General features: G+C 60.0%; 23 protein-coding genes. 16 read left to right on the top strand and 7 right to left on the bottom strand.

Going from position 1 to position 17970, the window contains the following annotated elements; all coding sequences use genetic code 11:
* Positions 1-2: 2 nt before the first annotated feature.
* Both AACH73_RS15190 and AACH73_RS15185 read right to left on the bottom strand, forming a co-directional pair.
* Positions 3-404, bottom strand: coding sequence for a type II toxin-antitoxin system VapC family toxin (locus tag AACH73_RS15190; protein ID WP_272741988.1), 402 nt, complete (start codon positions 402-404; stop codon positions 3-5).
* On the bottom strand, positions 401-640 hold the full coding sequence (locus AACH73_RS15185; RefSeq protein ID WP_272741989.1) for an AbrB/MazE/SpoVT family DNA-binding domain-containing protein: 240 nt from the start codon (positions 638-640) through the stop codon (positions 401-403). Before AACH73_RS15185 ends, AACH73_RS15190 begins: the two co-directional genes overlap by 4 nt.
* A 145-nt stretch (positions 641-785) precedes the next feature.
* Here AACH73_RS15185 and pyrE point away from each other — a divergent pair, with 145 nt between their 5' ends.
* The 11 genes from pyrE to AACH73_RS15130 all read left to right on the top strand — a co-directional run bounded on the left by pyrE (position 786) and on the right by AACH73_RS15130 (position 10226).
* A complete protein-coding gene (gene pyrE / locus AACH73_RS15180) occupies positions 786-1376 on the top strand; it encodes an orotate phosphoribosyltransferase (RefSeq protein WP_272741990.1) in 591 nt (196 codons plus the stop codon).
* Between the two features lie 5 nt (positions 1377-1381).
* A complete protein-coding gene (locus tag AACH73_RS15175) occupies positions 1382-2131 on the top strand; it encodes a pyridoxine 5'-phosphate synthase (RefSeq protein WP_272741991.1) in 750 nt (249 codons plus the stop codon).
* Positions 2128-2523 (top strand): holo-ACP synthase, encoded by a 396-nt coding sequence (acpS, locus tag AACH73_RS15170; protein WP_272741992.1) that lies wholly within the window; start codon positions 2128-2130, stop codon positions 2521-2523. Before AACH73_RS15175 ends, acpS begins: the two co-directional genes overlap by 4 nt.
* Positions 2524-2626: 103 nt before the next feature.
* Positions 2627-3442, top strand: a complete 816-nt coding sequence (lepB, locus tag AACH73_RS15165; protein WP_272741993.1) for a signal peptidase I — start codon at positions 2627-2629, stop codon at positions 3440-3442.
* Entirely contained in the window at positions 3442-4170 is a 729-nt protein-coding gene (rnc, locus tag AACH73_RS15160; RefSeq protein WP_272741994.1) for a ribonuclease III, read from the top strand. Before lepB ends, rnc begins: the two co-directional genes overlap by 1 nt.
* On the top strand, positions 4167-5138 hold the full coding sequence (gene era, locus AACH73_RS15155; protein ID WP_272741995.1) for a GTPase Era: 972 nt from the start codon (positions 4167-4169) through the stop codon (positions 5136-5138). The genes rnc and era overlap by 4 nt, the downstream gene beginning before the upstream one ends.
* Before the next feature lie 146 nt (positions 5139-5284).
* A complete protein-coding gene (gene recO, locus AACH73_RS15150) occupies positions 5285-6007 on the top strand; it encodes a DNA repair protein RecO (protein ID WP_272741996.1) in 723 nt (240 codons plus the stop codon).
* 105 nt (positions 6008-6112) lie between these two features.
* Positions 6113-6580 (top strand): hypothetical protein, encoded by a 468-nt coding sequence (locus AACH73_RS15145; RefSeq protein ID WP_272741997.1) that lies wholly within the window; start codon positions 6113-6115, stop codon positions 6578-6580.
* A gap of 68 nt (positions 6581-6648) precedes the next feature.
* Positions 6649-7047 (top strand): aldehyde-activating protein, encoded by a 399-nt coding sequence (locus AACH73_RS15140; protein ID WP_272741998.1) that lies wholly within the window; start codon positions 6649-6651, stop codon positions 7045-7047.
* A gap of 71 nt (positions 7048-7118) precedes the next feature.
* Positions 7119-9335, top strand: coding sequence for a DNA topoisomerase IV subunit A (parC, locus tag AACH73_RS15135; protein WP_338735782.1), 2217 nt, complete (start codon positions 7119-7121; stop codon positions 9333-9335).
* A gap of 249 nt (positions 9336-9584) precedes the next feature.
* The gene (locus AACH73_RS15130) at positions 9585-10226 is read left to right on the top strand and encodes an exopolysaccharide biosynthesis protein (RefSeq protein ID WP_338735781.1); all 642 of its coding nucleotides are present in this window, start codon (positions 9585-9587) and stop codon (positions 10224-10226) included.
* Here the strand turns inward: AACH73_RS15130 and AACH73_RS15125 are convergent.
* Positions 10212-10961, bottom strand: coding sequence for an arginyltransferase (locus AACH73_RS15125; protein WP_272742001.1), 750 nt, complete (start codon positions 10959-10961; stop codon positions 10212-10214). The two genes, AACH73_RS15130 and AACH73_RS15125, sit on opposite strands and share 15 nt — an antisense overlap.
* Before the next feature lie 48 nt (positions 10962-11009).
* Positions 11010-11912, bottom strand: a complete 903-nt coding sequence (locus AACH73_RS15120; RefSeq protein WP_272742002.1) for a flagellar motor protein MotB — start codon at positions 11910-11912, stop codon at positions 11010-11012.
* 143 nt (positions 11913-12055) lie between these two features.
* Between AACH73_RS15120 and AACH73_RS15115 the strand changes: the two genes are divergently transcribed.
* Positions 12056-12565 (top strand): flavin reductase family protein, encoded by a 510-nt coding sequence (locus AACH73_RS15115; RefSeq protein WP_338735779.1) that lies wholly within the window; start codon positions 12056-12058, stop codon positions 12563-12565.
* Positions 12566-12573: 8 nt separating this feature from the next.
* Positions 12574-13437, top strand: coding sequence for an NAD(P)-dependent oxidoreductase (locus AACH73_RS15110; protein WP_338735778.1), 864 nt, complete (start codon positions 12574-12576; stop codon positions 13435-13437).
* A gap of 4 nt (positions 13438-13441) precedes the next feature.
* On the opposite strand, the gene AACH73_RS15105 is transcribed toward AACH73_RS15110, so the two are convergent.
* The 3 genes from AACH73_RS15105 to AACH73_RS15095 all read right to left on the bottom strand — a co-directional run bounded on the left by AACH73_RS15105 (position 13442) and on the right by AACH73_RS15095 (position 15603).
* Positions 13442-13993: a hypothetical protein gene (locus tag AACH73_RS15105; protein WP_338735777.1), complete on the bottom strand. Its 552-nt coding sequence runs from the start codon at positions 13991-13993 to the stop codon at positions 13442-13444.
* Positions 13990-14991 carry a porphobilinogen synthase gene (gene hemB / locus AACH73_RS15100; RefSeq protein WP_338735776.1) on the bottom strand — a complete coding sequence of 334 codons (1002 nt, stop codon included), beginning with the start codon at positions 14989-14991 and terminating at the stop codon, positions 13990-13992. Before hemB ends, AACH73_RS15105 begins: the two co-directional genes overlap by 4 nt.
* A 66-nt stretch (positions 14992-15057) precedes the next feature.
* Entirely contained in the window at positions 15058-15603 is a 546-nt protein-coding gene (locus AACH73_RS15095) for a hypothetical protein (protein ID WP_338735775.1), read from the bottom strand.
* 300 nt (positions 15604-15903) lie between these two features.
* On the opposite strand from AACH73_RS15095, the gene hemA reads away from it, so the two are divergent.
* From hemA to AACH73_RS15080, 3 genes are read left to right on the top strand one after another with little or no spacing between them, the layout of a single operon-like run.
* Positions 15904-17127, top strand: a complete 1224-nt coding sequence (gene hemA, locus AACH73_RS15090; RefSeq protein WP_338735774.1) for a 5-aminolevulinate synthase — start codon at positions 15904-15906, stop codon at positions 17125-17127.
* Positions 17128-17134: 7 nt separating this feature from the next.
* Complete coding sequence (locus AACH73_RS15085) at positions 17135-17473, top strand: VOC family protein (protein WP_338735773.1); 339 nt, start codon at positions 17135-17137, stop codon at positions 17471-17473.
* 51 nt (positions 17474-17524) lie between these two features.
* On the top strand, positions 17525-17740 hold the full coding sequence (locus tag AACH73_RS15080) for an addiction module protein (RefSeq protein WP_013480407.1): 216 nt from the start codon (positions 17525-17527) through the stop codon (positions 17738-17740).
* The last annotated feature ends 230 nt before the right edge of the window (positions 17741-17970 follow it).

Below are 17970 nucleotides of genomic sequence, written 5' to 3'. Positions count from 1 at the left end.
GTTTATTCCGGCGTGATGAGGGTCATGCCTGCGTGATCTGCCGCCGCCACATCAAAGGTCAGGGTCCTTTCGCATCCGGCGCTCAGATTTAGCCGGTGGATCAGGGCGTCGGCAAAGTCCGCCTTGCCGGCTTTGTAATCGGCAAGCGCGCGATAGAGGTCTGGCTTGTGCTCAAAACGGAGCTGATAGGCCCCCAGTAAAATCTCCAGCGTCTCAATGATGGCGTCGCGTGTGAGTTTATAACTGCGCGTCAGCACCCACACGGTTTCGACACAGGTCACCACGGATACAAAACCCGGCTGATCGTCGGTCAGGCTTTCGATAACCGCTGAGGCTAAAGCCGCCTGATCCGGATCGTCCTGCATGATGTAGCGAACGATGACGTTGGTATCGAGCCCGATCATTTGCCGGATGCCGCCCTCGCAATGGCGTCATTCATCTCTTCGATACGGACGGGGCGGTCCGGCTTGCCGAAGCGGCCTTTCAGTTCTGTCATAGAGCGCGTGGCAGCAAACAGCAGAAACTTGCCGGGTTCCACCTCCACAAATTCCACCCGGTCGCCCTGACCCACAGCCATGGCTTTGCGCACCTCAGCGGGTATCGTGATCTGACCTTTAGTGGTGAGAGTGGCAGTGCTCATTTTTGACGCTCCTTTACTTCCTTACTTTAAAGTAAGGTGGAAATGCAGGCAAATCACAAAGTCACACGATGCGGTCTAAATATTTATTGGGTTCGGCGGCGATTTGGCCTATGTAGCGGCAAAACCCATACGGCCGGGACCTCCCATGACTTCTGAAGACGTGATCAATGAATTTCGTGACGCCAATGCCCTGAGAGAGGGGCATTTTGTGTTGTCGAGCGGGCTGCATTCGCCGCTGTTCCTGCAAAAAAACCTCGTCTTCATGAATGCGGATCGTTGTGAGCGCCTGTGCAAGGCGCTGGCCGAAAAGATCGTGGCGCAGGCCGGGCAGGTCGATGTGGCGATTTCACCGGCCGTGGGCGGCATCATCCCCGGTTATGAGACGGCGCGTCACCTGAAGGTCCCGTCCATGTATGTTGAGCGTGTCGAGGGTGAGTTCAAGCTGCGTCGCGGCTTTCACATCGAACCCGGCGCGAAGGTGGTCATGGTCGAAGACATCGTCACCACCGGCCTGTCGTCGCGCGAATGCATTGCCGCCATTCAGGCGCTGGGCGGCAAAGTCGTCGCGGCGGCCTGCATCGTGGATCGGTCGGGGGGCAAGGCGGATGTCGGCGTGCCGCTGATCTCGCTGGCCAGCCTGGAAGTGCCCGCCTATCCCGCCGATGCCCTGCCGCCGGAACTGGCCGCCATTCCGGTGCAGGACCCCGGCAGCCGCCGTCTGTCGCAAAAGGCCTGACGTCCATGAATCGCATTCGTCTGGGGATCAATATTGATCACATCGCCACGGTGCGTAATGCGCGCGGCGGCCATGCGCCTGACCCGGTGCGCGGCGCCCGTCAGGTGCTGGAGGCCGGAGTCGATGGCATCACGGCGCATCTGCGCGAAGATCGCCGCCATGTGCTCGATAAGGATATCTGGGCATTGAAGGCCGTCTGTGATGAGTTTGGTAAGCCGTTAAACTTTGAGATGGCGGTGACCGATGAGATGATGGGCATTGCGCTCGATCTCAAGCCGCACGCCTGCTGTCTGGTGCCCGAACGCCGTCAGGAGCGTACCACCGAAGGCGGTCTGGATGTGGCGGGTAATATAGACGTCGTTGGGCCCGCGGTCGCGCGACTCAATGCGGCGGGCATCCGTACCTCGCTGTTTATTGCCACCGATCCGGTACAGCTTTCGGCAGCGTCGAATATCGGCGCGCCCGTCGTCGAATTTCACACGGGCGCCCTGTGCGACGCCTGGCGCGAAGGCGAACGCTCCATCGTTGAGTCCGAGATGAAGAAGCTCGAATGGGCGGCGCATATGGCGGCCGAGGTCGGCATCGAGGTCCATGCGGGCCACGGCATCGACTATGATACCGTGACCTTTATTTCGCGTGTGCCTCAGATCAAAGAACTGAATATCGGCCACTTCCTGATCGGTGAAGCCATCTTTGTAGGGCTTGAGGCTTCGGTCAGCCGTATGCGGCACCTGATGGACGCTGCGCGCCTATGATCCTTGGCGTGGGCATGGACCTGACCGACGCGCGGCGCATCCGGCAGTCGGTCGAACGCTTCGGTCAGAAATTCCTAGACCGCGTGTTCACGCCCGCCGAGCAGGCCTATGCCCTGTCGAAAACGCCGGTTCATGCCGCTCTGGCCAAGCGTTTTGCCGCCAAGGAGGCGGTGATGAAGGCGCTGGGCACCGGTTTGCGCGGCTTTCATTTCACCGACATAGAGGTGCGCAATGATGCGCTGGGCAAGCCTGAGGTGACGCTTAAAAACGGCGCGCTTGACCGGCTTCAGGCGCTGCTGCCGCAGCGCAGTGCGGCACGCATCCACCTCAGCCTGACGGATGAGGGCGATCTGGCCGGGGCCTATGTGATTATCGAGGCCGTGCCGGACTAACCCTGAATAAAATGTAACGTCTATTTTTGGCCGAAATCTAAAAATAGACAGGTCGAAGGAATGCGCTTAAAGCTAATAGCGCTAAAGGATATGGGGCTGAGTGATGAGCGCTGAAGACAAGGTCGTTGAGGACGCGGTGACCGAAAAAGCAACCGTGGAAGGCGACGAAAAGTCGGCGATCAAGGACGAATGGTCGGATATTATCAAGACCGTCGCGATCGCCCTGATCATCACTTTGGTCTTCCGCACGCTGTTTTTCCAGCCCTTTACCATCCCCTCGGCGTCGATGGAGCCCAACCTCTACGAGGGTGACTACATCGTGGTGCGCAAGTGGGACTATGGCTATTCGAAGCACTCCATCCAGTTTTCGCCGCCGGTGATTTCGGGCCGTGTCTTCGAAAAGCAGGCCAAACGCGGCGACATCGTGGTGTTCAAGCTGCCCAGCAACACCAAGGTCGATTACATCAAGCGCGTCATCGGCCTGCCCGGCGACCGCGTTCAGGTGAAGAATGGTCAGGTCTTTATCAACGACCAGCCGGTGACCACTATCGACAAGGGGCCGATTTCCGCCGGCATTACCTATGCGACGCAGGGCGTCGAGGTCATGCAGGAAGACCTGCCTGACGGCGCGACCCACCTGACGCAGGACATGGGTTATAAGCCTGAGGCCGACGACACGCAGGTCTTTACCGTGCCCGAAGGCCAATATTTTGTGATGGGCGACAACCGCGACAACTCGCTCGACAGCCGTTTCTCGCCTGCCGATCCGTTCCAGCCGGGCGTCGGCTTCGTGCCTGCCGAAAACCTTGAGGGCAAGGCGGTCATGGTGCTGATCTCGTGGAACAAGGGCGCGTCGCTGTTCAAGCCGTGGACTTGGCTCGACCTGCGCTGGGACCGTTTCTTCAAGTCCCTGAAATAATGACACGTATGCAAAGGGATGCCTCCGGTCATCGGCAGAAGGTGCTGGATGAACTGGAGGCGAAACTCGGATACCGTTTTGTGGACCGCCAACTGCTCGACAGCGCGCTTACCCACGCCAGTGTCAGCGACGGGCGCCCCAAAAAGACCGTCTCCGGCGATAATGAGCGGCTGGAGTTTCTTGGGGATCGCGTGCTGGGCCTGCTGGTGGCCGAAGCCCTGATGCAGGCCTTTCCGCAGGCCGCCGAAGGCGAGATGTCGCAGCGCCTGCACGGGCTGGTCAGCCGCGAAACCTGTGCGGCGGTGGCCACATCGCTGGGCGTAGGGGCCGCCATGCGTCTGGCCCCTGGTGAAACCAAAAGCGGCGGGCGCTCCAACCTGACCATTCTGGGCGATGCCTGCGAAGCCCTGATCGCGGCGGTCTATCTCGACGGCGGCTTTGAGACGGCGCGGCGCATCTTCGCCCCCCTGTGGCAACCGCATATCCGCGCCAGCCACTCCCGTTCGCACCTGAACCCCAAGTCGCACCTTCAGGAATGGGCCGCGCAGCAGAAGCTGGCTTCACCGAAATATGAGATCGTGGAGCGCACCGGTCCCGATCATGCCCCTATCTTTAAGGTCGCGCTCACGCTAGAAGGCTATGATCCCGTCGTCGCCAGCGGCAAGTCCCGTCAGGAGGCCGAAAAGGCGGCGGCCCTCAGCTTTATCGAATACGCAGGTCTTAATTGACGATCACCTCTTCTTCTCCCGCGACGACGCGCGCGGGTTTCGCCGCCATCATCGGCGCGCCCAATGCGGGCAAATCCACCCTTGTCAACGCTCTGGTCGGCTCCAAGGTCTCCATCGTCACCCAAAAAGTGCAGACGACGCGCTTTCCGGTGCGCGGCATCGCCATTCATGGTGAGGCGCAGATCGTGCTGGTCGATACGCCGGGAATCTTCAAGCCGCGCCGGCGTCTCGACCGTGCCATGGTCAAATCGGCGTGGGGCGGGGCCGAAGATGCTGACATCGTGGTCATGCTGATTGACGCTCCGGCGCATCTGGCCGTGCATTTCCCGGCCCCCGACACCAAGCCGACCGGTGCCGACAAGCTGGCGGTCGAAGACGCCGAGACCATCATGGCGGGCCTGAAGGCCAATAATCGCCGCGCCATTCTGGTGCTCAACAAGATCGACCTTCTGCGCCGTGACAACCTGCTGGCCCTGGCCGACAGCCTGTTCAAGGAAGGCGTTTTCGATCAGGTCTTCATGATCTCGGCCGAAAAGGGCAATGGCATTGCCGACCTCATGGAGGCGCTTGCCGATAAAATGCCTTCGGGGCCGTGGCTTTATCCGGAAGATCAGGCGGCCGATGCGCCGGTGCGTATTCTGGCCGCCGAAATCACCCGCGAAAAGCTGTTCCTGCGCGTGCATGAGGAACTGCCCTATGCCTGCGCCGTCGTGACGACCGACTTCAAGGACATGCCGGACGGCGCGGCGCGCATCGAACAGACCATCTTCGTCGAACGCGACGGTCAGCGCGCCATCGTGCTGGGCAAAAACGGTCAGACCCTGAAATGGATCGGTCAGCGTGCCCGTCAGGAGCTGATGGAGATTCTCGACCGCAAGGTGCACCTCTTCCTGCACGTGCAGGTCAATGAACGCTGGAGCGACGACCGGGCCTTATATGCGCAGTTCGGTCTGGAGTTCGGGGAGTAATTTCACGTGAGGCTGGCCTGCAACGGGCACTTTTCTGCGCTTCCGGTGCTCACGTACTTAAGTACGCTGCGCGCCGGTTCTCGAAAAGCGCACGTTTCGTCTCAGCCTGACGTGAAATTTTCTTGCGTCGTGAAGGGGGGATCGTCGTGACCTTCGAAGACGATGCCTTTGTTTTAAGCGCCAGGCCGCACGGGGAAACCGGTGCGGTGGTGCATTTTCTGACTCTGGAACACGGCCATATCGCCGCCCATGTGCCCGGCGGCGCGTCACGCCGGCTCAAGCCCTATCTGCAACCGGCCAGCCGTGTGCGCCTGTCCTATCGGGCGCGCACCGCCGACCAACTGGGGTCGGCCACGCTGGAACCGGAAGGCGATGCCTCGGCGGACATCTTCGATGACCCTATGGCCCTGATCGGGGTGCAGTGCGCCTGTGTCATGACGCGCGCCGTCCTGCCCGAACGCGAGGCCTATCCGGGGGCCTTCTATGCCTTTGAAGCGTTGATCAATGCCTTTGGCCTGCCCGGCGTCTGGCCCTACGTCTATGTGCGTTTCGAGATGGGCCTGCTGGAGGCGGTAGGGTTCGGTCTCGACCTGTCGGCCTGTGCCGTGAGCGGCAGCCGCGACGATCTGATCTACGTCTCGCCGCGTTCGGCCCGCGCCGTCAGCCGCCGCGAAGGCGAGCCCTATAAGGATAAGCTGTTGCCTTTACCGGGATTTCTGCTGTCGTCACAAGGTGGCGTTCACGCGGACGATCTGCGCCGGGGGCTGGACCTGACCGGCTATTTTCTGGAACGGCATATCTTTCACCCGCTCAATCAGCCCTTGCCCGAAATCCGCACTCGCCTTATCGACAGTGTACGCGACGGGTGATTCCGTTTTTAAAATGTGCGCGAAAACACTGTTCTCCATGCTTTGGTAACGTGTTTTCACTAGGTTGGGCCGATGGGCTCGATTTGGGCGGGTAGTTTGGCGGGTATGTCAGGGTATAGCGAACAGGAACTGCGGGCGGCGAACGTCAATCCGGAGACGGGTTTGGCGACGGATTACCTCAACCTGTTCAACGAAGCGATCATGCTGTTCGAAATGGGCCTCGACATGCCGGACATGGCCGAGGAGCTGATGGACTGGCGTCGCCGCGGCTATGTCGAGCATTTCGAAAATTCCGGCTTCGAGCAGAAAGACGTGGTGATTGCCGCCTATAAGGCCTCGCCGGAGGCTGTGCGTAAACCTTTCGATGCGGCTTGTGAAAAGGCGCTCGAAGAGTTCGAATCCGGCATCCAGATTCTGCTCAGCTCGAATCTTGAAGACGAAGTGGCGCGCGAAGACCTCGCGGCGCGTCTGGACAGCCTGAAGGCGCGCGTCGTTGAAATGGACGCCCATATTCACGGGCGGGCCGAGCGCCTCGAAAACGATCTGCAAAACGCCGTGGACGCCCTGTTCTGATCCCTGATCCTTGCTGACAGATTTTGTCATCACGGTCTGCGACGTTCGCGCCTTCAAAGGAGCGAACCATGACCCTCACCGCCACCTGCCATTGCGGCGCGACCCGCATCGACATCTTAAAAGCCCCCGAAGGCGGGCGGACCTGTAACTGCACCTACTGCCATCGCGTCGGGGCCGTGTGGGCCTATTTTGCGCCAGGTGAGGTGACGATCCACAGTGCGACGCACGATCGCACCTATTCGGCCAGTCGCGGCCTCAATCAGCATCATTTCTGCGGCCATTGCGGCGGCAATACGCACGGTGACAGCCCGGACTGGGCCTCGGCCTATAATGCCGACGGTACACCCAAGGGGGAGGCGGGCGTCGTGCCGGAACAGCGCATCGTCGCCATCAATATGCGCATGGTGGATGGCTTTGATCTGAACAGCCTGCCGGTCGAAGCGCTGGATGGCCGCAACAATTGGTGAGGGTCTCTCCCTCCACAACCTGTTCTGCATATGTGCTTGTGCGAAAAGCGCGAAAGCCTTACGCATAAGGCATGAGCAACGATGTGATTCCTGACGAAGGTGGCCGTATCCTCAGCGAACCGATGGGCGAGGCCCTGTCGCGGCGCTATCTGGCCTATGCGCTGTCCACCATCATGCACCGCGCCCTGCCGGACGTGCGCGACGGCCTGAAGCCGGTGCACCGGCGCGTCTTGTACGCCATGCACAATATGCGGCTGAACCCGCAGGCGGCGGCGCGCAAATCGGCCAAGGTCGTCGGGGAAGTCATGGGTAACTTCCACCCGCACGGCGATCAGTCGATCTATGACGCGCTGGTGCGGATGGCGCAATGGTTCGCCCAACGCTATCCCATGGTCGATGGGCAGGGGAATTTCGGCAATATCGACGGCGATTCTGCCGCCGCCATGCGTTACACCGAATGTAAGATGACCACGGCGGCCATGCTGCTGCTGGACGGCATAGACGAGAACGCCGTCGATTTCCGCCCGACCTATGACGGTCAGGACGAGGAGCCGGTCGTCCTGCCGGCGGCGTTTCCGAACCTGCTGGCCAATGGGGCGACGGGCATCGCTGTCGGCATGGCGACCTCCATCCCGCCGCACAATGTCGCGGAGCTTATCGACGCCTGTAAGCTGCTGATCGCCGAACCCGATACCGATACCAACGGCCTGATGGCCATCATTCCGGGGCCCGACTTCCCGACCGGCGGGATCTGCGTCGAGCGCCGCGAAGCCATCTATGAGGCCTATGAGACGGGGCGCGGCAGCGTGCGGGTGCGCGCCCGCTATGAGGTCGAGGATCTGGGGCGTGGGGCCTGGCGCATCCTTGTCTCCGAAATCCCGTATCAGGTGCAGAAGTCGCGCCTGATCGAGCAACTGGCCGACCTGATCGAGGCCAAGAAGGCCCCGCTGCTAGGCGATGTGCGCGACGAATCCGACGAAGAGGTGCGCCTGATCCTTGAGCCCAAGACGCGCAATATCGACCCCGAAGTGCTGATGGAAAGCCTGTTCAAGATCTCCGATCTGGAAACGCGCTTTGCCTTCAACATGAACGTGCTGGACAAGACCGGCACGCCGCGCGTCATGGGTCTGAAGACCATCCTGACCTCGTTCCTCGACCACCGCCGCGAAGTGCTGATCCGGCAGTCGCAATGGCGTCTGGACAAGATCGAGAAGCGTCTGCACGTCCTCGACGGCCTGATGATCGCCTTCCTCAATCTGGATGAGGTGATCCGCATTATCCGTGAGGACGAGACGCCGAAGCAGACCCTGATGGCGCGTTTCGAGCTGACCGAGGTGCAGGTCGATTACATCCTCGATACGCGGCTTCGGCAGCTTGCGCGTCTCGAAGAAATGGCCATCAAGGGCGAGCACGACAAGCTGTCGAAGGAACGCGACGGCCTGTTGTCCCTGCTGGGTTCCGAAAAGAAGCAGTGGAAGCGGATCGACGAACAACTGACCGAGGTCCGCAAGCAACTTCTGTCGGCGCGCCGCACCACCTTTGCCGAAGCGCCGCAGGGCGTCGAGGTGGCGGCCATCGAGTCCTATCTGCCCAAGGAAGCCCTGACCGTCATCCTGTCCGAACGCGGCTGGATTCGCGCCACTAAGGGCCGCGTCGATGATCCGTCGGAGCTGAAGTTCAAGGAAGGCGATAATCTCGGCTTCCTGGTGCCCGGCTACAATACCGACAAGCTGCTGATCATGACCTCTGACGGGCGTTTCTTTACGCTGGGCTGCGACAAGCTGCCGTCCGGTCGCGGGCACGGCGAACCGCTCCAACTGATGCTGGAGATGGAAGAAAACACCCGTATCGTCAACGTCTTCATGTTCACGCCGGGGGCTAAACGCCTGATGGTGTCGAAGAACGGCTATGGCTTCGTGATGAACGAAGAGGACGCCGTCGGCAACAAGAAGGCCGGTAAGTCGGTGCTCAATGCGGATGGCACCGAGGCCTTTGCCGCTTTGCCGGTGACGGGAGACCACGTGGTTATTCTGGGTGAAAACAACAAGGTGCTGGTCTATCCGGTTTCGGAACTGCCGGAAATGGCGCGCGGCAAGGGCGTCAAGCTGCAAGGCTATAAGGACGGCGGCGTGAAGGACATCGCGATCTTCGATCAGGCCGGGCCGGTGCAGTGGTACGACGGATCAGGCAAGGCGCGCGACTTCAAGGACTGGAAAGACTTTGTGGGTAAGCGCGCCAGCGTCGGCAAGATGGCCCCACGCGGCCTGCGCAAGCTGCGTCCAGCCTAAGACTTCAAAGAAATACAGGCTACACAGATTGGGACGCGCCCCGGCGCGTCTCTTTTTTGTCAGGCCCGGGTACGCAGCCCCATACTGTCCGGTTTTGCAGGCACAGTGTGTGGCGGAAACCCGCGATAGTCACGGCGCACGTCGTCTGTGCAATCTGTGTAATCTGTGGTTCTCTCTTTCTCTAAAAACCTCCAGCCACGCAAACGATTTTCCACTTGCGTCTTTATGCCGCTTTCGCTGCAATGCGGTATGCGCAAGATTTTCGGCTTTCACGACACCTCGGAAACCCTCAGTGCCATGCTGACCCACACGGTGGGCCGCATTGAGGGGCAGCATACGACGCTGCGGGAATTGATCGACATGATGGGCGAGCAGGGGCTGCTGCTGCTGTGTGTGCTGCTGTGCCTGCCGTTTCTGATCCCTGTGTCGGTGCCGGGCATTTCCATCCCGTTCAGCGCCGCCATCATCCTGATTGCGGTGGCCATCCTTTTCAACCGCCTGCCGTGGCTGCCGGAAAAGATACTGGACCGTGAGATCGAGACGGCGAAGCTGGTGCCGGTACTGCAACGCGGGGTTGGCGTGGTGTCGAAGATCGACCGCTTTGTCAAACCCCGCCTTTTGAGGCTGACCAGCGGGGCGGTGTCGAACCGCGTCAATGCGCTGGTCCTGATCTATGCCGCTGTGATCATGATGCTGCCGCTGGGGATCATTCCCTTTTCCAACACCCTACCGGCGGTGGCGATTTTGCTGACGGCGGTCGGCATGATCCAGCGCGATGGCCTGTTTGTGCTGTTGGGGCAGGTGTTTGCGCTGGCGGCCACGCTGTATGTCGGCGGCATTGTCTATGGCGCCTTTGCTGCCGGGCGCGGCCTCAACTCAGTCCTCGGCTGACCCTGCGTCCGTCAGATCGGGATCAATCTCGGTCCAGCCGAAATCGGTCAGGGCCTCCAGCGGCTTGTAGCGCGCCTTATAGTCCATCTTGGGCGAGCCCTTCACCCAGTAGCCGAGATAGACATAGGCATAGCCCGCGCGCTGCGCCTGATCTATGTGGTCCAGAATGACAAAGCGGCCCAGCGAGCGGTTCATCAGGTCCGGATCGTAGAAGCTATAGACCAGCGACAGGCCGTCGTTGAGCGCATCGACCAGCACGCAGCCGATCAGTTGCCCGTCCAGCCGGTATTCGATGATGTGGGTACGCACCAGCGTGTCTTCGACCATGGCCACCAGATCGGGCCAGGTCATGTCCATCATGCCGCCGTCGGGGTGGCGCACCTTGAGATATTTCTGTAGCAGGTCGTACTGCTCGCGCGTCGCCTCGGCCTCGCGGAAATGCCGCGTCAGACCGGCATTGCGCTTCAGGATGCGCTTGTCCGTGCGGTTGTGCTGATAGTCATGTACGGGGATGCGCACCGACTGACAGGCGCGGCAGGCGGGGCAGGCCGGGCGGTAGGCGATGTTCTGAGAGCGACGGAAGCCGATGGCCGACAACTGATCATTGACATTGATGGCTTCGAGGGGGGGCAGGTGCACAAACACCTTCCGCTCCTCCTGACCCTCCAGATACGGGCAGGGGCCAGGAATGGTCAGATAGTATCTGAGCTTTCGTCCCGGAAAATGCTCGCTCATGGGAGGGTGCCTGATCTGATTACCGGCTTATCAGACCCCATTTTTATCTCAAAGAGAAGGGTTTTCTGGGAGAACAGGGGCTTCGCGCAGCAGAATAATGGCGATGCGGCGATTTCCGGCCAGGGTGGGGTCGTCTGGATAGAGAGGTTCCTTTGCCGCCTTGCCCGAAACCTGCGCGATGCGGTCCTGATCGACGCCGGCCCCTTGCAGCACCTGACGCGAGGCATCGGCGCGATCTGCCGACAGTTTCCAGTCCTTGTCGGATTGCCCCGCGCCGGGGGTGCCGGTCGTGTGGCCGGTGATGGAGATACGGTTTGGCAACTGATTGACGACCTTGGCCACGGCGCGCAGCAGCAGGCGGGCCCGGTCATTGGGCTGGGTGGAGTTGGCGTTGAACATGGCGCGCCCCTCCTGATCAATCAACTGGATGCGCAACCCTTCCGGCGTCTGATCGACGAGGATGTTTTTCGACAGTTCGGCCAGTTCGGGCATGTCCTGAAGCGCCTGACGCAGCGATTCGGCAGCCGAGCGGAACGAGGCCTCTTCGCGCTTTTGCAATTCTTCGCGCAGTTCCTCTTCGGTGTTCTGCGACAGGTCGGCGGCTTTTTTTGAGGAACCATCGCGGTCCTGTACGTCCGGGGCTTCGGGGGCCATCTGCTCGATAAAGGCCATTGCGCCTTCCTGTTTGACGCCGTCGCGCCCAATCGCGGTGCCCGCCAGAATCCCGCCGGAGCCGGAGGTGGTCTGAGACACGCTGGCCGGGGCGAAATAATCGGCAACGCCCTTCTTCTGTTCGGGGGAGGTGGTGTTGATCAGCCACATCAGCAGGAAGAAGGCCATCATGGCGGTCACGAAGTCGGCATAGGCGACCTTCCACGCGCCGCCGTGGTGTCCGCCGCCGACGACCTTCTTGACTTTCTTGATGACAACGGGGGCGTCGCGACTGGCCATACGAACTCCGGTAGTTCATCAATCTATCGGTCATTAATCTTAACAGGCGGTTGAAGCCGCCCGTTTTGAAGCGGTTTCAGCGATTGACCCTCGCAGGCTTTTGGGGTCAAAGGAGGGGGTATTCCTGTTGCCATGAGGTTCCGTTGAGCGACCCTGATCGTCTGGCCTATCGTCACGCCCTGGGCACCTTTGCCACCGGCGTGGCAGTCGTCACCATTCCCGTGGTGGACCGCGAAGGCCACCCGTGCGTCATGGGGCTGACCATCAACTCGTTCGCCTCGGTGTCGCTGGAGCCGAAGCTGATTCTGTGGTCGCTGGACCTCAAATCGGAGCGCTATGCCCTGTTTGCCGAGGCGCAGAGCTTTGGGATCAATATCCTCAGCGCGGCGCAACGCGATCTGTCCGACCGCTTCTTCCGTGAAAACCCCTATTGCCGCGAAGCCGACGACCTGTCGTTTGCCGACGAACCGCTGCGTTTGAAAGCGGCGCTGGCGTGGCTGAAATGCCGTCAGTACCAGACTCAGGTGCTGGGCGATCATCTGGTGATCGTGGGTGAGGTCGAAGCCTTCGATCAGTCGGAAACCCATTTTGGCGACCACGGCCTGACCTATTTCCGTGGCCGCTATGGCCAGACTCACCCTTTACCCGTTTGAGGCATTTCATGCGTATCGTATTTGCAGGTCTGGGCGTCATGGGCGCCCCCATGGCTGGTCATCTGTTGAAGGCCGGTTTCGAGGTCGTGGGCTTCAACCGCTCGGTGGATAAGGCGATGGCGTGGGGCGAGGCGCACCGTGCGGCCTTTGCCACCGACTTTGAAGAGGCCGTGGAAAATGCCGAGGTGCTGGTCCTCTGTGTCGGGCGCGATGACGATGTGCGCGATCTGGTGACGCGGGCGGCGGAGCGCATGGCGGCGGGCAGTCTGATCATCGACCACACGACAACTTCGGCCCGACTGGCGCGTGAGCTTTCGGTCCTATGTGCCGGGAAAGGTTTGCATTTTTCCGATGCGCCAGTGTCCGGCGGACAGGCGGGGGCTGTCAATGGGGCCTTGTCGGTCATGGTCGGGTGCGAAGAGTCGCAACTGGCCCGCGTGCGCGCGGTGACCCTGCCCTATACCAAATCTCTGACACGGATCGGCGAGGCGGGCGCGGGCCAGACGGCCAAGATGTGCAACCAGATCGCCATTGCCGGGGCGGTGCAGGGCATTGCCGAGGCGCTCCATTTTACCAAATGCGCCGATATTGATCCGGAGCTGGTGTTTCAGGCTATTTCGCAGGGTGCGGCGGGGTCGTGGCAGATGTCGAACCGCTGGGCGACCATGGCTGAGGGCAAATACGACTTCGGCTTTGCCGTGGACTGGATGCGCAAGGATCTGGGGATTGCGCTTGATGAGGCGCGCTCAAACGGCGCACACTTAAGCGTCGCCGCGCTGGTCGATCAGTTCTATTCCGAGGTGCAGGCGATGGGCGGCCAGCGCTGGGACACCTCATCGCTGCACGCGCGTCTTGAGGCACGGCGGAAGTAAATGTTCAACTTTTCAGAGACTGGAGATAGGCCTTGAAGCCGGTTGTATATTCATCGTCAAAGCTAATTTGACTTATGTCTTCCCAGTCGATTTCGACGGGGCCTTCCAAAGGCGCGGCCACAGCATCAATGCCATTCAAAACAAGGCGACGTGAAACCTGAGCAATCTCTCCGACTTCACACTCATTACCTATGTTGACAGCGATGGTTTTTTCCAAAGTTTTTAGTGCCCAGCAGAGTTCTGGCAGACTATTTAAATTTATGCCATCGGGTTGTACGCCTTTGTGAATACCGAAAGAACGTAGAATGATTGAACGTCCGGTTTCAGTCGGGCTTTGTCGCCAACCGACAAGGTGACTAAGAGCAAAAACGGCAAACCCATCGGTATGCCAATCGTCAATGGTTTGGAGCAAGGCAAGCTTTTCCGTCAACGCAATGATATAACCTTCATATTGACTATAATCATCGCGATGATCGGTTATGAGTTTGACGCAGTCGGTGGACGCTAAGGCTACATTGAGGGTTTTGACCGGATACTCGTAATCGTTATCGCTCATCGCGCTAACTTCTCCGCCACATATTTGGCAAAATAGGTCAGCACCCCCGATGCGCCGGCCCGTTTGAAGGCGAGCAGCGTTTCGAATACGCACTTGTCGTGGTCCATGAAGCCAGCATTGACCGCCGCCTTGATCATCGCGTATTCGCCCGACACCTGATAGACGAAGGTCGGCACTTTGAACGTTTCCGACACGCGCTGCACAATGTCGAGATAGGGCAGGCCGGGCTTGACCATCACCATGTCGGCGCCTTCCTGAAGGTCCATGGCGACTTCGCGAAGGGCCTCATCCGTATTGGCGCTGTCCATCTGATAGGTCTTCTTGTCGCCTTTCAGCGCCGAGGTGCCGACCGCGTCGCGGAACGGGCCGTAGAAGGCCGAGGCGTATTTGGCGGCGTAGGACAGGATCAGCTTGTCGGTCAGGCCTTGTGCCTCCAGCGCCTTGCGAATCTCGCCGATTCGTCCGTCCATCATGTCAGAGGGGGCGAGTACATCGGCCCCGGCCTCGGCCTGCACCAGCGCCTGCCGGGTGAGAATCTCGATGGTCTTTTCGTTGTGAATCTTGCCGTCGCTGAGGATGCCGTCGTGGCCGTGCGAGGTGAAGGGATCGAGCGCTACATCGACGATCAGACCTATCTCCGGCACGGCCGATTTGATGGCGCGACAGGTGCGGGCGATCAGGCCGTCGGGGTCATAAGCGGCCGTGGCGACATCATTGCGCAGCGACGGGTCGATATTGGGAAACAGGGCCAGAGCCGGTATGCCCAGCGCATGGGCTTCCCTAGCTTCCCTGACCGCTTCGGCAATGCTCAGTCGATCAACGCCTTCGAGCGAGCGGATGGGGTCACGCGCCATGTCTTTGTCGTGCACAAAGATCGGCCAGATCAGGTCCGCCACGGTGAGGCGGTGTTCGGCCACCAGATCACGCACCCACCCCGACTGACGCAGGCGGCGCGGGCGGGACAAAGGGTAGGCACCGACAAGGGGGGAGAAGGTCATGTAAGCACCCCGTTCAAACGCATCGCCCGGCGCGACGCGTAATTACCAGATCAACGGGGCAGGGGCTTACGCCGTTCTGAAGCGTTTGCCAATCGGCTTGTGATTATTGAGCTTGAGAAGGCCATTCACTGAGGCGGCCAGAATCCACACAGTGGCCATGAAGGTCAGCAGGGCCGAGATCACATAGCCCGAAGAGACGCCGAGGATCGTGGAAACGGGGATGCTGGAAATATCAAGATCGCTGAGGTCGAGGTCGATATGTCGCCAGTCCGAAATGTCGTATTGCGACCAGATGAGATTGGCCAGCGTCCAGGTCAGCACCACAGTACAGATGACCGCGATAAAGGTCGCCATGCCCCAGAGCGCAAAAACCGCCCAGAAGTGTTTGATCTGATAGCGAAAATGCGTCTGAATATAGGAGGTGCAGTTGGTCTTGCGGATATAGGCCAGCGCGGCGCCGATCAGGGCGGTGATGCCCAGCGAAAAGGGGCTGATGAACAGCAGGCCATAGACGACATAGGCCAGGTTGCGCTCATCTTCCTCACAGGCGACGCTGCCGGAGGGGCCGCTAAAGGCAGTATCGGCGACGGCTTTGGACGGCGAAGCATTCATGACCGGACCTTTGCTGGCTGTATTTAACAGAGCTCAAGAAAGCCTATATTTGCAAAAAATTCATTATAATGCAAACACAGTTCGATTGTGCGGGTATGCGGGCAAAAAACAGGTGCGTCATTATGCGCCAGCCTCTTGTGCAGATTTGATGCGCCACGGGTCTGAACCTATGGCATATTGACACTGGTCACAGGCGGTACAACCCACTATACCGGCTATGGTCAAACAGGGCGTTGAGACCCTGACAACAACCCACCGAGGGCCCCGTTTCTCGTGCGGAAACAGGGTTGAGATAAGTACATGGATTACACCGCCGCATTCGAGGCCGCCATTGACGCCGTCCGCAAGGAGGGCCGTTACCGCGTTTTTGCCAATCTGAAGCGTCATCGTGGCGCCTTCCCGCGCGCCACCTGGCAGCGCGAGGACGGGAGCGAGCGCGACGTCACGGTCTGGTGTTCCAATGACTATCTGGGGCAGGGGCAAAACCCGGTGGTGATTGAGGCCATGCACCGCGCCATCGACGAAGCCGGTTCGGGCTCCGGCGGGACGCGCAATATCTCCGGTACGACCTGGTATCATAACGAACTTGAGGCCGAACTGGCCGATCTGCACCACAAGGAGGCCGCTCTGGTCTTCTCGTCGGGCTATGTCGCCAACGAAGCGACCCTGACGACCCTGTACAAGATTTTGCCGGGCCTGATCATCTTTTCGGATGCGCTGAACCACGCCTCGATGATTGCGGGTATCCGCAATGGCGGCGGGGCGCGTCACGTCTTCCGTCACAACGATCTGGCGCACCTCGAAGAACTGCTGGCGGCCGCGCCGGTCAATGCTCCGAAGCTCATCGCCTTTGAGTCGGTCTATTCGATGGATGGCGATATTGCCGACATCGCCGGCACCATCGCGCTGGCCAAGAAATACAATGCCCTGACCTATATTGACGAAGTGCACGCCGTGGGCCTCTACGGGGAGCGCGGGGCCGGTGTGGCCGAACGCGACGGCGTGATGGATCAGATCGACATTATCGAAGGCACGCTCGGTAAGGCCTTTGGCATGATGGGTGGCTATATTGCCGGTAAGGCCGCCATGTGCGACGCTATCCGCCTGTGGGCCTCGGGCTTCATCTTCACCACCTCGCTGCCCCCGGCGGTGATGGCGGGTGCGGCGGCCAGTGTGCGCTGGCTCAAAGCGCACAATGAGCGCCGCATCGCCCATCAGGAACGCGCTCAGACCTTGATGCGTCGGTTCCGTGAACTGGGTATCCCGGTCCTGCCGTCGGTCAGCCATATCGTGCCAGTGCTGGTCGGCAATCCGGTACATTGCAAGATGATTTCGGACATGCTGCTCAATGATTTCAATATCTATGTGCAGCCGATCAACTACCCGACCGTGCCAAAGGGCACCGAGCGCCTGCGTTTCACGCCGTCACCGGACCATGACGACGATATGATGGATGAGCTGGTCAAGGCGATGGACAAGCTGTGGAGCCACTGCAACGTGGCCCGTATGCCGGCGGTGGCCTGACAAGGGTATGACCTTTCGCCTGTCGCATATCATCTATTTCACGGATAATATGGACGGCATGACCGTCTTCTATCGGGATGTTCTGGGGCTGCCTGTGGTGAAGGATGAAGACGGCTGGCGCGAACTGGATGCCGGCGCCTGTCGCATCGCCCTTCACGCCGGGGCCAAGGGCGAACCCAACGGCCATACGCCCAAGATCGCTTTTCACGTGGATGATGTAGCGGCGCTGCGCGAGTCGCTGATCACGCAGGGTGTGCCCATGGGCAAGCTGTGGGTGACGCCGGAGATCACCTTCTGTCAGGGGGCCGATCCCGACGGCAATGCCTTCAATATTTCGAGCCGCTGAGGGCTAAGGCTAAGACTTGCCGAAAGCGGCAATTGGACGTACCCTTTCTGTATGAACGCTCTGTCCAAAATTGCGATCTCTGATCTGACGGTAGAGGAGCGCCTCGAACTGATCGAGGCGTTGTGGGATAGTCTTGAGGAAAAGGATGTCCCTGTTCCGGCGTGGCATATGGCCGAGCTTGAGCGACGGATGCAGACCTTCGAGCAGGACAAGGCCCGCTCCGTAAGTTGGGACGTGATCCGGGCCGAGCTTGAGCGCGACCTGTAGTGGCCGAATATCTTTTTGAGTTCACACCCGTTGCCCGGCGTGAGGTCATGGAGGCGTCAAGATGGTACGCATCGAAAAATCCGCAGCTTGGTCGCCGTTTCAACCAGCAGGTAACCGACGTACTGGCAAACATCTGTCGCTCTCCCTTCAGAAATGCAGAAGTGCAGTCCGGGCTTAGACGCGCCCGGCTGGCTGATTTTCCTTATCAACTGTATTAGAGGCTGGAGGAT

The sequence above is a fragment of the Asticcacaulis sp. DW145 genome (assembly GCF_037101385.1).
Lineage (GTDB): Bacteria > Pseudomonadota > Alphaproteobacteria > Caulobacterales > Caulobacteraceae > Asticcacaulis > Asticcacaulis currens.
The sequence above is the reverse complement of the archived record's forward strand: the minus strand, read 5'-3'. Positions and strand labels throughout refer to the sequence as shown.